The following is a 14,541-nucleotide window of genomic DNA, read 5'->3' as shown; positions in this document are numbered from 1 at the left end:
GAAGGTCAGAGGTTCAAATCCTCTCCCCGCAACCAAATTATACCTAAAGCCCCAGCAAATCGCATGGGGCTTTAAACGTTCTGGGACTAGTCCCTCGGCAAACGCCGACGTGCCCCAAGAACCCACCCCACAGCAAAGAATATCAGGCCCGAAAAGATAGCGAGGCCAGAGAGAAACGGGGCACCTGTATAAGAGGCGATGGACAGGCCTTCAAAGTACTCCGAGCCTAAAATCCGTCTGGTGGCGGCGGTATTTTCAAGGAACAGACAGAGCAACGGCATCAGCACCGTCGCCAAAATGTACATGCCGATCGAAGTTATCGCGGGACGGATACGGTGGCGATACCCCTGCCACGCGGCATAACCGATCAGGACGGGTAGCGTCACATAGAGGCCCCAAGACAGTCCCAAGAGGAGCAGACCCAGCATCGTGTTGATCATGTGCGTCCCCTACTTGGTGGCGGTATGGTCATGGACCCGTGCATTAGCAATCCCCATTGCCGGGCGTTATGGTTTCTGTGGCTGACATGCCTATGCCATCGGTTCCCTCACCAGACGTTGCCCTAAAAACCAACCTCTACGATCGCTTCCATCGACACATAGCTCGATGTTGAGGCCAGATAAGGTAGTGTCGAGATCCGCTCGGCCATCAAGGCGCGGAATTCAGGCATGCCTTGGGTCCGGATTTTCAGCAGATAATCGAATCCACCAGAAATCATGTAGCATTCTTCGACCTCGGGGATCAGACGAACTGCGTCGTTGAACGCCGACAGGGCTTTTTCTCGGGTGTCTGTCAGTTTTGCCTCGACATAAGTGACATGGGTTAGGCCAAGACTGACCGCGGACAAAACCGCGCGATAGCCTTTGATGATGCCTTCGGCTTCCAACCGTTTGATCCGCGCGGCGACCGGTGTTTTTGACAGTCCCACATTTTTTGCAAGGTCGGTCAGAGGCATTCGCGCGTTCGCGGTTAATGCCTCGATGATACGGTGGTCGATTTGATCGAGCTTAGGTGACATCTAAATTAACCCTGAAAAATGGTGCTTTAGACCATATCGGCGCACATGATTGGTCCCATGGTCTAATTCCGGCGGTCTAGAGTCAATTCGAAAGGGGCCGCACATGAACCACATTCGATTCTACGGTTTTGACGATCGCAACAAATTCGCCTCGGACCAGAGCGTTCTGGACCATCTTATCGCCGACGCGGGTATCACGCCACCACAGCGTGCGGAGATCACGGATGCGGCGATCACGCTGATCACACGTCTTCGGCGTGAAACGCGGCCTAGCCTGATGGAGCAGTTCCTTGGCGAATATGGTCTCTCGACCCAAGAGGGCGTTGCCCTGATGTGTCTGGCCGAGGCGATGTTGCGCGTGCCGGATACCTACACAATGGACGCGCTGATCGACGATAAAATTGCGCCGTCCGAATGGGGGGCACATCTGGGTCAAGCGTCTTCGACATTGGTCAATGCATCGACATGGGCGTTGATGCTGACCGGCCGCATATTGGACGACGACCAGCCTGGTTTGGCGGGGACATTGCGTGGGGCGATCAAACGTCTGGGCGAACCCGTTATCCGCACCGCCGTGTCCCGCGCGATGAAAGAAATGGGGCGCCAGTTCGTCCTTGGCGAAACCATTCAGGGTGCGATGAAGCGTGCCGCCGGGATGGAGGCACGCGGTTATACCTATTCCTACGACATGCTGGGTGAGGCCGCGCGCACCGCCGAGGATGCCGCGCGTTATGCCGCCGAATATGCCGCCGCGATCACCCAAATCGGTTCAGGTCCGCAGACGGGTGGGATTGCGGATCGTCCCGGGGTTTCGGTGAAACTCTCTGCGCTGCACCCCCGATATGAGGTCGCGCAAGAGGCCCGTGTGATGGACGAATTGGTCCCCGTCGTGACGCGTCTTGCCTGTCAGGCGCGGGATGCGGGCATCGGGTTCCATATTGATGCCGAGGAGCAGGATCGTCTGGGCCTGTCGTTGCGCGTGATCGACCGCGTTCTGGCCGATAGCTATCTGGCCGGTTGGGACGGCTTCGGCGTTGTGGTGCAGGCCTATGGCAAGCGTGCGCCCGAGGCGATTGATGCGCTTTATCAGATGGCGACGACCTATGATCGCCGTATGAACATCCGTCTGGTCAAAGGCGCCTATTGGGACACGGAAATGAAGCTGGCACAGGTCGCGGGCCTGTCCGGGTTCACGCTTTACCAGACCAAGGCGGGCACGGACGTCGCCTATATTTGCCTTGCCGAACGTCTGTTCCGGATGGGCGACCGCCTGTTCCCCCAATTCGCGACGCATAATGCGCATACGGTTGCGGCGATCCTGAACCTTGCCGACGGACGCCCGTTTGAATTCCAGCGCCTGCATGGCATGGGCGAGGCACTGCATGACATGGTGCTGCGGGAACACGGGAACCGCTGCCGCATCTATGCACCGGTGGGGCAACACCGCGATTTGCTGGCCTATCTGGTGCGGCGGCTGTTGGAAAACGGGGCGAATTCGTCCTTTGTGCATCAGATCGTTGATGAGGCCGTGCCCGCATCCGAAATCGCCGCCGACCCCTTTGCCGCGATGGACAGGGCGATGGCCCCTGCGGGTCTGGTTGCCCCGGCGGATCTGTTCGGGGCGGGACGGAAAAACGCGCGCGGGTTCGATTTGAATAGCCGTGCGGCCCTGGCCCAGATTGACGCCGCGCGTGATGTTGCGATCCCCGATGCGCACCCCATTGTGGCGGGCACGGCGACAGGTGCGGCCCATCCGGTCACAAACCCCGCAACGGGTGAGGTCATCGCGCAGGTCACCCATGCGGATGTAAACACCGTTCGCGCGGCGATGGATGCCGCCACCCCGTGGGCCGCCGACGCCGCCACCCGCGCCGAAACGCTGCGCCGTGCGGCGGACCTGTATGAGGCACAGTTCGGACCGTTCTTTGCGGTTCTCGCGCGTGAGGCCGGCAAGACCCAGTTGGACGCCGTGGGCGAGTTGCGTGAGGCCGTGGATTTCCTGCGCTATTACGCGGATCAAGGCGAAGAGGTCGCGGGCACTGCGCGCGGGATCGTATCCGCGATTTCGCCGTGGAATTTTCCCTTGGCGATTTTCACAGGACAGATCGCAGCGGCCTTGATGGCGGGGAACGCGGTTCTGGCCAAACCGGCCGAACAGACCCCGATCACCGCGTTCATGGCGGTTCAACTGCTGCACCAGGCGGGCGTGCCGATTAGTGCACTGCAATTCCTGCCGGGCGTAGGGGCCGAGGTCGGCGCGGCGATCACCTCGGATCCGCGCATAAACGGCGTGGTGTTCACCGGATCGACGGCCACGGCGCAACGCATTAACCGCACAATGGCCGACCACGTCGCGCCAGGTACGCCTTTGATCGCGGAAACCGGTGGTTTGAACGCGATGGTGGTCGATTCAACCGCCCTACCGGAACAGGCGGTGCGCGATATCGTGGCCTCCGCGTTTCAATCGGCGGGGCAACGTTGCAGCGCCCTGCGGTGTCTCTATGTCCAAGAGGACACCGCCGATCAGGTGATCGAGATGATTAAGGGCGCGATGGATCAACTGACCCTTGGCGATCCTTGGGATTTGTCGACCGACGTGGGACCGGTGATTGACGGAGCCGCCCGTGACAGCATCGCCACCTATATCGAACACCACCGTGCGCGGGTGCTCCACCAATTGTCTGCGCCGGTGCGGGGGACGTTTGTGCCCCCGACCCTGATCGCCGTGGACGGGATTGCCGATCTGACGCATGAGGTGTTCGGCCCCGTCCTGCATGTGGCAACGTTCAGGGCGCGCGATCTGGACCGCGTGATTGACGACATAAACGCGCGGGGTTTTGGCCTGACGTTTGGGTTGCACACGCGGATTGATGAGCGGGTTCAGCGGATTTCGTCGCGCATCTACGTCGGAAATACCTATGTGAACCGCAACCAGATCGGTGCGGTCGTTGGCAGTCAGCCGTTCGGCGGTGAGGGGCTGTCGGGCACAGGGCCCAAGGCCGGCGGCCCCTATTACCTGCCGCGCTTTATGGTGGATGCGACCGGCCCCGCGCCGGTGATGGAACAGTTGATGCCGGGACCGACAGGCGAGATGAACCGCTTGACCCTGCATCCGCGGGGGCCGATCTTGTGCCTTGGGCCGACCGAGGAACAGGCCGCAGAACAGGCGCGACTGGTGCGCGATCTGGGCGGGGTGGCTGTCACGACCGGAGAGCCCCGCGATGCCGCCGCCGTTCTGTGGTGGGGGGATGCCGACACGGCCCGAACCATCGCCAGACAACTCGCGGCGCAAGACGGGGCGATCATCCCCCTGATCACCGGACGACCCGATGCGGCGCATGTCCTGCATGAACGCCACCTCTGTGTGGACACCACCGCCGCAGGCGGAAACGCGGCCCTGTTGGCCGGTTAATAGATCACAAAACCTTGTGCCGAGGCCCGCGAAACAGGTGTTTTCGCGGGCCTCACGCGTTTGGGATCAGACGTGACGCGCGCCCCTATGGTGAACTGATCTGTAAATCATATCTAGCCCCCATAACCGGCCCACACTCGCGGCCGAACATTCAATGAAATCAGGTCTTTGGGGGCCAATATGTCGAAAGCACTCGTGCTTGCGGCCGGGTTGTCTGTTGCCATGACACCGGCATTCGCGGGCGAAATCATCTTTGGGGTTGGGGTGGATGACGCCTTGTCGCGGACCAATTCGTCCGCTGGCGCGTTCACCTTTGAATACCATCTGGATCCCGCATGGGAAGGCCGCAATTGGACCGCCGGCTGGGGCACGGTGGCCCAGTTCGACGGGGACAATGACGTCTTTGTCGGCGTTAATATTCAGGGGCGTTATGACCTTGGCGAGCGCTGGTTCGTCGAGGGGGCGTTCGGTCCGGGATACTATGATGCGGGCAGCAACGGCACCGAATTGGGCAGCGACTTTCAGTTCCGCAGCCTGATCGGCGTCGGGGCCTATGTCGGCGAGGCCTCGCAGATCTCGATCGCGATTGAGCATAAATCCCACGGCAACCTGAGTGACGGCCCGAACCCGGGTGTCGAAACGGTTAGTCTGCGCTATGGGCGTCGGTTCTAGGCTTGGGCCTTTTTGCGGGCACGGAATGCGGCGGCCTTGGCACGGTTGCCGCAGATCGACATGGTGCACCAGCGGCGCTTGCGGTTCTTGGTCTTGTCCTCAAACCACATGGTGCAGGTCGGTCCCTCACAGTTTTTGACATGCCAGATATCGGCCTCGGCCAGCAGATGTGCGGCCGCAGCGGCCACCGGCATCAATAGGGACATGGGATCGGACCAATCGCGGGTTTCGTGCAGATGGACGGGATCCGCGTGGACCTGAAAATACCGGTGATCCTGTGCCAGAAGACCGTTCAGATACCGCGCCTCGCCCTCGGTCAGGGTCACCTGATCGCGGCCCGCGTTGCGCGCCACAACACCGCGCAGCCATTCGCGCAGCACACGCGCCTGTTCGGTAACGTCCTCTAGCGCCTCTTGCGGCATTGACTGAAAGCGGTCGGCCTGATCGTCGGGGATCATCGCACTTAGGCGCAGCCATTCGACAAACCGGTGAGGGTCACTCAGCCAATCGATCACCTCATCGCTGGGCTGGGCGATGCTGTTCAGAAAGTCCAACGCGGGGTTGTCCGCGATGAAAAAAGGCATATCCGTCATGTGTGCTTTCCCGTAACTACCTAAAGCTAGAATAAACGGTGCCTTATGCCAAGTCCCATCCGGTGCCCGCCTGCGCACATCGGGTCGCGGCCCATGACAATGACGTGAGAGCGCCCTAAACCCCGTATTTAGGATGCGGCGGTGCCACATCGCTGCGGAACTTTCGCTTTGTCACCTTGTTGCAGCCTCTTTCAAACTCTACATCGACCCCATGAAACGATTTCTGCCGCCTTTCAAAAAGCACCCCACGGTGTCGGTTCTGCGTCTGCAGGGAACGATTGCCGCGTCGTCACGGCGCGGGATGCTGAATGATGCGGCACTTGGCGGTATGATCGAACGTGCCTTTCGCAAGGGCAAACCGCGCGCTGTGGCCCTGATCCTGAATTCGCCGGGTGGTTCGCCCGCGCAGAGTTCCCTGATCGCGTCGCGCATCCGGCGGTTGGCCGAGGAAAAGGACATCCCCGTCTATGCCTTTGTCGAAGATGTGGCCGCGTCGGGTGGATACTGGCTGGCGACGGCGGCGGACGAGATTTACGTCGATGCGACATCTATTGTCGGATCCATCGGTGTGATTTCGGCGGGCTTCGGGTTTCAGGACCTGATCGCGCGTCATGGGATTGAGCGCCGCGTGCACACCTCGGGCACCTCCAAAAGCAAACTGGACCCGTTTCAGCCGGAAAAACCCGAAGATCTGGTCAGCCTTGCCAAATGGCAGGACCAGTTGCACCAGACCTTTATCGAACAGGTCAAATCGCGGCGTGGGAACAAGTTGTCGGATGATCCCGACCTGTTCACCGGCGAAATCTGGATCGGCGCACATGCGGTCGAACAGGGGCTGGTCGACGGGATTGCCCATCTGGAACCCAAGATGAAAGAGCTGTTTGGCGATGACGTGCGCCTGCGCCGCTATGGTGTTCAGCGCAGCCTGTTTCAACGCCTGAGCGGGTCGATGTTCGGCGCGATGATGCACGAGGTTGAGGAACGCGCCCAATGGGCCCGCTACGGATTGTAACGTGATCATTAAAATCGTCTCCCTGTTTCTGGTTGTGATGGTCGTGCTGGCCATGTTCGGGCGCCTGCGCTGGCTTCCCGGCGGCAAAACGATTGAGCGCGCAACGCCGAAGAAATGCCCCTCGTGCGGGCGGTACAAGATCGGCGCGGGCAAATGCCCGTGTCAAAAAGGATAGAACTGCATGGCGCTTGATCTGTTGATGGCCGGGCTTGGCTTGGTGATCCTGCTTTTGGCGGGGGATTCATTGGTCAAAGGGGCCGTGAACCTAAGCCTGCGGTTGGGTGTGCCCGCGCTGATCGTCAGTTTGACGATCGTGGCCTTTGGGACCTCCGCGCCAGAGCTGCTTATCTCGATCAAGGCGGTGCTGCACGATGCGTCGGGCATTGCCTTGGGCAATGTGGTGGGGTCGAACATCGCGAACGTCCTGTTGGTTCTGGGCATTCCCGCGATGATCTCTGTCCTGCACACCGAGCACTGCCAAACCCACCGCAGCTATGTCACCATGTTGTTCGCGACGGTTTTGTTCATTGGTTTGGCCCTGCTGGGGCCGTTCACGTGGATCAAGGGTCTGATCCTGTTGGCGGTTCTGGGCTTTATGCTGTGGGACTCGGCCATGGCGGCGCGCGATCATCGCCGCAGCTGTTGCAAGCCGGTTGAGGTTGAGCCGGTTGAAGACGAAGAACCCCATAATTTCGAAGATGACCTCGAGGGCGTCGATCCGTCCCTGCCCGGATGGAAGATCGCGGTCTTCATGGTTCTGGGCCTGATTGGTCTGCCCCTTGGCGCGGATATCTTCGTGGATGCGTCGGTCAACATCGCGCGTGATATCGGGGTCAGTGAAACGGTGATCGGCCTGACCCTTGTGGCGATCGGGACGTCCCTGCCGGAATTGGCCACCACCGTGGTCGCCGCCATCCGCAAACAGGCCGACGTGGCCCTTGGGAACGTCATCGGGTCGAACATGTTCAACCTGCTTGCCATTATCGGCGTGGCCAGCCTTGTGGGCGACATGAGTGTGCCGCCCGAATTGTTGCGGTTTGACCTGTGGGTGATGCTGGCGTCTGCCTTGGTCCTTGTGCCCTTCGTGTTTTTCCGCATGAACATCAATCGAATTTGGGGTGCGGTCTTTACCGCGCTATATGCGGCCTATGTACTTAAGGTGCTTTTGACCTAGGGTAGGGCCCATGACGCAGACAAAGAATGCATTGGTAACCGGCGCAGGCCGCCGTTTGGGGCGTGCAATGGCGCTATATCTGGCCGGACGGGGCTATGATGTTGCGGTGCATTATAACGGCTCGGCGGATGATGCGGCGTCCGTGGTGAATGAGATCACCGCGATGGGGCGCCGCGCCGTGGCCGTCGGCGCCGATCTATTGGATGAGGATCAGACGCAGGGCTTGGTCGATCAGGCCCGCGCGGGTTTGGGGGGTGCACCTCTGGACGTGTTGATCAACAACGCCTCGATCTTTGAATACGACAACTTTCAGACCGCCACACGCACCAGTTGGGACCGGCATATCGGGTCGAACCTGCGCGCGCCGTTCGTGTTGACCCAAGCCTTTGCCGAACAGGCCCCCGGAGGTCGCCCGAATGACGCGGGCGAGTTGGTTGAGCAATCCCTGATCATCAACATGATCGATCAACGTGTTCGCAAACTGACGCCAGAATTTACCACCTATACGATTGCCAAGGCCGGTCTGTGGGCCCTGACCCAAACCGCCGCCCAAGGTCTGGCGCCGCATATTCGCGTCAATGCGATCGGGCCGGGACCCACCATTCAGGGCGGTCGTCAGTCCGCATCGCACTTTGCCGCACAGCGCGCCGCAACGATTCTAGAGCGCGGCGCGGATGAGGCCGACATCACCGCCGCGCTGGGTTATTTCTTGGATGCGCCTGCGGTCACGGGGCAGTTGATTTGCGTGGATGGCGGTCAGCATCTGGGTTGGAAAACGCCGGACGTTATCGGGGTCGAATAACCCATTTCCGGCATTCCACCACTTGACTTGTCCACCTGTCGGATTCTTGTCACGGAACCGTTACGATTCTGTAGTGTTTTCAATCATTTGCAGGGGGTGCAATTTTTTATACAATAAAAACAAAGCCTTGCATGTGCGCCTAAAAAACAGGCAGATCAACGAAATGGTAATAAAACAAAGGAAAATCCCGACCGGCTCAGAGTTACCCTCAGAGTTATCCACAGAAATAGTGGATTTGTTTTACCTTGCCCCCTGACGCATAACATTGCAGCAGCAGACAGAATCACACCCATAAAAGATGACCGAAAGTATCGACACCCCAGAGACCCCGCCGCGCCCGCGCGGACATGACTGTGTGCGGTCCTATTTGGCGACGCTTGACGGCTCGCCAGGGGTCTATCGGATGCTGGATGCCGAGAGCCGCGTTCTCTACGTCGGCAAGGCGCGCAACCTGAAACGGCGGGTGTCGAACTATGCGAAACCAACGGGGCACAGCCCACGTATTGCGCGAATGATTTCCGAAACCGCGTCGATGATGTTCCTGACGACGCGGACGGAAACCGAGGCCTTGTTGCTGGAACAGAACCTGATCAAGCAGCTCAAGCCGCGCTATAACGTGCTGCTGCGGGACGACAAATCGTTCCCGAATATTCTGGTGTCCAAGGAACACGCCTATCCCCAGATCAAAAAGCATCGCGGGGCGAAAAAGGAAAAGGGCGGCTATTACGGACCGTTTGCCAGTGCGGGCGCGGTGAACCGGACCCTGAACCAGCTTCAGCGCGTGTTCCTGTTGCGCAATTGTACGGATTCCACGTTCGAGAGCCGCTCGCGCCCCTGCCTGCTCTATCAGATCAAACGATGCAGCGCGCCCTGCGTCGGTCGGATTTCCGAGGACGATTACGGCCAGTTGGTGAATGACGCCGAACGGTTCCTACAGGGCAAAAGCACCCAGATGCAGGAACAACTGGCTGTTGAGATGCAGGCCGCCTCGGACGCGATGGAGTTTGAGCGCGCCGCCGCCCTGCGCGACCGTATTCGCGCCCTGACTCAGGTCCAGTCGGTTCAGGGCATCAACCCGCGCGGCGTGGCCGAGGCCGATGTGATCGCCCTGCACCTAGAGGGCGGTCAGGCCTGTGTGCAGGTGTTTTTCATCCGCGCGAACCAGAACTGGGGCAACCGCGATTTCTATCCGCGCACCGGTTCGGGGGCAGGGCCCGAAGAGGTATTGCAGGCCTTCATCGGTCAGTTCTACGACAACAAGGAACCGCCGCGCCTGTTGCTGTTGTCCCACGACATTGAGGACCGCGAACTGCTGGCCGAGGCTTTGTCGGAAAAGCTGGGCCGTAAGGTCGATATTCAGGTGCCCCAGCGCGGCGAAAAGGCCGATCTGGTCGCCGGTGCCGCGCGCAACGCCCGCGAAAGCCTTGGCCGACGCATGTCCGAAACGGCGGCGCAGGCAAAGCTGTTGCAAGGGGTGGCCGAGGCATTCGGTCTGGACGCCGCACCCAAGCGGGTTGAGGTTTACGATAACTCGCACATCCAAGGCACCAACGCCGTGGGCGGGATGATCGTTGCAGGCCCCGAGGGGTTCCTCAAAAGCCAGTATCGCAAGTTCAACATCAAGAACACCGACCTGACCCCCGGCGATGACTTTGGCATGATGAAAGAGGTCCTGACGCGGCGATTTTCGCGTTTGTTGAAAGAGGACCCCGATCGCCAAACCGAAAGCTGGCCCGATCTATTGCTGATCGACGGGGGCGCCGGTCAGGTCAGTGCGGTCGCCGAAATCATGGCCGAACTGGGGGTTGAGGACGTGCCGATGATCGGGGTGGCCAAGGGCGTGGACCGCGACCACGGCAAAGAGGAATTCCACCGCAAGGGCGAACGCCCCTTTGCTCTGCGCCGCAATGATCCGGTTCTTTATTTCGTGCAGCGTCTGCGCGATGAGGCGCACCGTTTTGCCATCGGGGCGCATCGTCAGAAGCGCGCGAAATCCAATATGGCAAACCCGCTGGATGAGGTGCCGGGCGTCGGCGCAACCCGCAAACGCGCCCTGTTGACCCATTTCGGCAGTGCCAAGGCCGTGTCCCGCGCCGATCTGGCCGATCTCAAGGCCGTGGACGGAATTTCCGATAGTCTGGCCGAAACGATCTATGGCTTCTTCCATGAGAAGGGCTGACAGGATAAAGACGGTCGCATGACTTGGAACCTACCCAATATTTTGACGGTCATCCGTCTGCTTGCGGCGCCTGCGGTGGCGCTTGTGTTCATGCTGTTGGCGCGTCCCTATGCGGATTGGGCGGCATTGATCCTGTTCATCGGCGCGTCTGTGACCGATTGGCTGGACGGGTATCTGGCGCGCAAATGGAACCAGACCAGCCGCTTTGGCGCGATGCTGGACCCGATTGCGGATAAGGCGATGGTGATCATCGCCCTGTTCACCGTGTCGAACCTGTTTGGCGCGACGCCCTTTGTGGTGGTGCCCGCCGTGATCATCCTGTTTCGTGAGGTGTTCGTCGCGGGTCTGCGCGAATTCCTCGGGGCGCAGGCGGGCTTGCTCAAGGTGACCAAGCTGGCGAAATGGAAGACCACCGTGCAGATGGTGGCGATTTCGGTTCTGCTGGTGAACGGGTTGTTCGAACATTACCTGACCATGCACAGCCTTGGCATGGATCCCGAGATCGTGCGTGAGGTTCTGGCGGGAAATGTGGCGGACGAACTGGGACTGATCTGGAAATACTACGGCAATTTTATAAGCCTTTATGGTGGTATCGCGCTGTTGTGGGTTGCTGCTATTCTGACCTTCATTACAGGATGGGACTACTTTTCAAAGTCGGTGCCGTTTCTGCGCGATGGGGGGGAAAATGGTTGATGTTCTTTATTTTGCATGGGTCCGCGAACGGATTGGCCTGCCGAAAGAGCAGGTAGAGACATCCGCCGCGACCGTCCGTGATCTGGTGGCCGAACTCTGTGCGCGCGAAGAGCGCTATGCTGCGGCCTTTGCCGATCTCGACTCGCTGCGCGTGGCTCTGGATCAGGACCTGACGGATTTCGACGCGCCCTTGGCCGGCGTCCGTGAGGTTGCGTTCTTTCCGCCGATGACGGGGGGCTAAATGACCGTCCGCGTTCAGGAAGAACCGTTCGATTTCGGGGCCGAGGCCAACGCCTTTGCCACGGGGCGCACCGATGCGGGCGCGGTGGTGACGTTCACCGGTATCGTGCGCGATCTGGCGCGGGGCGATCTGGACCGGATGGTGATCGAACATTACCCCGGCATGACCGAACGCGCGCTGGAAAAGATCGAGGCCGACGCACGGGCCCGTTGGGATTTGCGCGATGTTTTGATCATCCACCGCTATGGCGCGATGGGACCGGGCGATATGATCATGATGGTCGCGACCGCATCGCCCCACCGTGTGGATGCCTTTGAGGCCGCCGAGTTTCTGATGGATTTCCTGAAATCCCGCGCGCCGTTCTGGAAAAAAGAGATCACCCAATCCGGCGAGGAATGGGTCGCCAGCAAGGCCGAGGACGAGGACGCCCTCAGCCGCTGGTGAGATCAGGCGTTGTTCTGACGTTCGATCACGGCGCGCAGCTCTTCGGCCTCTTGGCGCGCTTCGCGCAGACCATCCATCGCCGCGCGCAGCTCTGCTTCGGTCTGGTTCAACTGGGTGGTCAGGTGCGATTCACGCTGTTCCAGATCGGTGAGGGCGTGATCGCGGGCCTCTTCGGCCTCGTGCAATTCCCGCGACATACGGTCCAATTCGCCCATATCGGCCTGTGTTACCCGCGACAAACGGTTGATCAACCACGACGTAAACCAGCCCAGCAAAAATGCGACGAACAAGACGATCGCGGTGACAATAATCAATTCGGTTCTGTTCATTCTGCTGCGTCCGTTTCGGTGTCGTCGGTGGTCGGTTCGGCGTCGCCTGAACCCTGTTCATCGGCGGGGGCGTCGGAGGGCTCTGCGCCTTCGGTGTTTTCGGGAATATCCGGTTCGGCCTCAACCGTTTCCATCAGGCGGAATTCGATCCGGCGGTTCGCCTCGCGGCCCTCTTCGGTGCTGTTGTCGGCGATCGGGGTGGTCTCGCCATAGCCCACGGCGGTCAGGTTGGACACCAGAATGCGGCGCGCGGCCAAGGCGTTGACGACCGCATTCGCGCGCTGTTGGCTCAGGCTCTGGTTGCCGCCCTCGCTGCCTTGGTTGTCGGTGTGGCCGCCGACCTCAATCTGGGCGTCGGGGCATTCGCGCAGGATCTCGGCGATCTTGTCCACCACGTTCAACGAGTCGCCCTCGACACTGGTCACGCCGGGGCCAAAGGTGATCTTGGTGATCGACTGAACGTCGTTGATCCGCGCCACGCATTGTTCGGGCGTCAGGCTCTCATCTTCGTGGATTTCCTCAAGCTCAACGAACTCGACGTTGATCGCGTAATTCTCGTTCTCGCCCAGCTTGGCGGCAAAGCTCTGTGCGATGCGGTCGCGCGCCTCGGGATCGTTTGTGGTGCCGCGCAGTTCAACGAACTCGGGTTGCACAACAACAACGCCATTGGCCAGTTCCGACAGACCCTCCAGCGCGGCCAGAACCCGCATCGACCATCCATCGGGCAGGGTGTCATCCATGCGCATCGCGACATAGACCTTATCCAAACCGAACCGCGCGCGGGCATAGCTTTCGGCGGCGGTGGCGACCAGATCGTCGGTCACGCGTCCGCGCAGTTGCACCAGACCCTCGGGGCTTTTGGTGGCGATGAATTCGGGCGGACCGGTTTCCGCGTCAGTGCCATCGACGGAAACGGGTTCGGGCAGGTCGGCGTGCAGCGAGAACAGGTCGGGCAGGGCGGATTCAAGTTCGCCAACAGCGCGGTCAAACAGGGCGGCGTCGGTGCCCGCCAGCCCGACAAGGGACACATCCGCGTCGCTAAAGGTCACGGTGCCGCCGCCCAGTTGGTCGACGGTGTTGATCGCGGTTTCGACGGCAGCGGCCCAATCGGGCGTCGGCACGCCAAGGCCGATCCGGCATGTCGCGCTATCCGGCGCACCGGCGGCGCGGGCGGCGGTCAGAATGCGGTCATGGGCGGCGTCCGTCTCGGCGGAACAGGCATCAAACCGCGCGCCCGCCGCATCTTTGACGAACCGCAGGGTAAACGGCGTGATCACGGGGCGCGGGGCCGAAATATCCAGCGCCATTTCCACCCCGCTCGGCAGATCGCGCAGCAACGTGTCCTCATACCGGCGCTTGGTCGCGGCGCTGTCGGCGATGGCGGTGATTGTCACCTCACCCTCGGCCACCGAGATTTTGGACCGCGGCAACAGGTTCAGCGCCTCTAGGCCAAAGGCCAACGCCTGATCCCACTGCTCAGGCGCCGGAAAGTCGGCGGAATCCAGCATATTGGTCACCGGCAGGTTCGGCGCGGCCTCACCCACGGCATCCATGATTTGGGCGACGAATTCGCCTTGGGTCGGGATCAGGCCGATCATCGTGACGCCCGCGTCGTTGCGCAGCAGTTCAAGCGCGAATTCCGGATCATCAATCGGTACCGGCGGGGTCACGTCCATATTGTCGATGACGCGCGACGCATCCGTAACCGTCCCCGCAAGCGACAGCGCACGAAAGCGCATCGCCTCGGACGGGGCGGTGCCGGTCATCGAAATTAGCAACCCGTCGGCCGACACGTCGGCCCATGTGATCGCTTCATTGGCCAGAACGCGACGGATGGCGGCACTGGTGCGTGCCTCAATCGCCAAGGTCGCTACATAGGCCGCAAACACCGACAGGACGGCGGCGAAGAGGGCTGCAAATAACACAAGCAACGGGGGTGCTTTTCGCATTCTTTTTGGTGCTCCGCGTGTGA

The 14,541-nt window shown here is 60.6% G+C and carries 14 protein-coding genes; 9 read left to right on the top strand and 5 right to left on the bottom strand.

The window, feature by feature from the left end:
- Window positions 1-86: 86 nt before the first annotated feature.
- Window positions 87-440, bottom strand: coding sequence for a hypothetical protein (locus tag R1W00_RS15755; protein WP_317263722.1), 354 nt, complete (start codon window positions 438-440; stop codon window positions 87-89).
- Window positions 441-562: 122 nt separating this feature from the next.
- Window positions 563-1,018, bottom strand: a complete 456-nt coding sequence (locus tag R1W00_RS15750) for an Lrp/AsnC family transcriptional regulator (protein WP_317263721.1) — start codon at window positions 1,016-1,018, stop codon at window positions 563-565.
- A 103-nt stretch (window positions 1,019-1,121) separates the two neighbouring features.
- On the opposite strand from R1W00_RS15750, the gene putA reads away from it, so the two are divergent.
- Entirely contained in the window at window positions 1,122-4,430 is a 3,309-nt protein-coding gene (putA, locus tag R1W00_RS15745) for a bifunctional proline dehydrogenase/L-glutamate gamma-semialdehyde dehydrogenase PutA (protein ID WP_317263720.1), read from the top strand.
- 180 nt (window positions 4,431-4,610) lie between these two features.
- Window positions 4,611-5,102, top strand: a complete 492-nt coding sequence (locus R1W00_RS15740; RefSeq protein ID WP_317263719.1) for an acyloxyacyl hydrolase — start codon at window positions 4,611-4,613, stop codon at window positions 5,100-5,102.
- Here the strand turns inward: R1W00_RS15740 and R1W00_RS15735 are convergent.
- Window positions 5,099-5,695 carry a CGNR zinc finger domain-containing protein gene (locus R1W00_RS15735; RefSeq protein ID WP_317263718.1) on the bottom strand — a complete coding sequence of 199 codons (597 nt, stop codon included), beginning with the start codon at window positions 5,693-5,695 and terminating at the stop codon, window positions 5,099-5,101. The genes R1W00_RS15740 and R1W00_RS15735 overlap by 4 nt on opposite strands.
- A 211-nt stretch (window positions 5,696-5,906) precedes the next feature.
- On the opposite strand from R1W00_RS15735, the gene R1W00_RS15730 reads away from it, so the two are divergent.
- From R1W00_RS15730 to R1W00_RS15700, 7 genes are all read left to right on the top strand, one after another.
- Entirely contained in the window at window positions 5,907-6,707 is an 801-nt protein-coding gene (locus R1W00_RS15730) for a S49 family peptidase (RefSeq protein ID WP_317263717.1), read from the top strand.
- Between the two features lie 181 nt (window positions 6,708-6,888).
- Complete coding sequence (locus R1W00_RS15725; RefSeq protein WP_317263716.1) at window positions 6,889-7,881, top strand: calcium/sodium antiporter; 993 nt, start codon at window positions 6,889-6,891, stop codon at window positions 7,879-7,881.
- A gap of 10 nt (window positions 7,882-7,891) precedes the next feature.
- Window positions 7,892-8,683 carry an SDR family oxidoreductase gene (locus tag R1W00_RS15720; RefSeq protein ID WP_317263715.1) on the top strand — a complete coding sequence of 264 codons (792 nt, stop codon included), beginning with the start codon at window positions 7,892-7,894 and terminating at the stop codon, window positions 8,681-8,683.
- Between the two features lie 298 nt (window positions 8,684-8,981).
- Window positions 8,982-10,862 carry an excinuclease ABC subunit UvrC gene (gene uvrC, locus R1W00_RS15715; protein ID WP_317263714.1) on the top strand — a complete coding sequence of 627 codons (1,881 nt, stop codon included), beginning with the start codon at window positions 8,982-8,984 and terminating at the stop codon, window positions 10,860-10,862.
- Between the two features lie 18 nt (window positions 10,863-10,880).
- The gene (gene pgsA / locus R1W00_RS15710) at window positions 10,881-11,555 is read left to right on the top strand and encodes a CDP-diacylglycerol--glycerol-3-phosphate 3-phosphatidyltransferase (protein WP_317263713.1); all 675 of its coding nucleotides are present in this window, start codon (window positions 10,881-10,883) and stop codon (window positions 11,553-11,555) included.
- A complete protein-coding gene (gene moaD / locus R1W00_RS15705) occupies window positions 11,548-11,796 on the top strand; it encodes a molybdopterin converting factor subunit 1 (RefSeq protein WP_317263712.1) in 249 nt (82 codons plus the stop codon). Before pgsA ends, moaD begins: the two co-directional genes overlap by 8 nt.
- On the top strand, window positions 11,797-12,240 hold the full coding sequence (locus tag R1W00_RS15700; RefSeq protein ID WP_317263711.1) for a molybdenum cofactor biosynthesis protein MoaE: 444 nt from the start codon (window positions 11,797-11,799) through the stop codon (window positions 12,238-12,240).
- Between the two features lie 2 nt (window positions 12,241-12,242).
- On the opposite strand, the gene R1W00_RS15695 is transcribed toward R1W00_RS15700, so the two are convergent.
- Both R1W00_RS15695 and R1W00_RS15690 read right to left on the bottom strand, forming a co-directional pair.
- Entirely contained in the window at window positions 12,243-12,569 is a 327-nt protein-coding gene (locus R1W00_RS15695; protein WP_317263710.1) for a hypothetical protein, read from the bottom strand.
- Entirely contained in the window at window positions 12,566-14,518 is a 1,953-nt protein-coding gene (locus R1W00_RS15690; protein WP_317263709.1) for an OmpA family protein, read from the bottom strand. The genes R1W00_RS15695 and R1W00_RS15690 overlap by 4 nt, the downstream gene beginning before the upstream one ends.
- Window positions 14,519-14,541 lie beyond the last annotated feature (23 nt).

The organism is Rhodovulum sp. FJ3, from assembly GCF_032918305.1.
Taxonomy (GTDB): Bacteria; Pseudomonadota; Alphaproteobacteria; order Rhodobacterales; family Rhodobacteraceae; genus SAT37.
The sequence above is the reverse complement of the archived record's forward strand: the minus strand, read 5'-3'. Positions and strand labels throughout refer to the sequence as shown.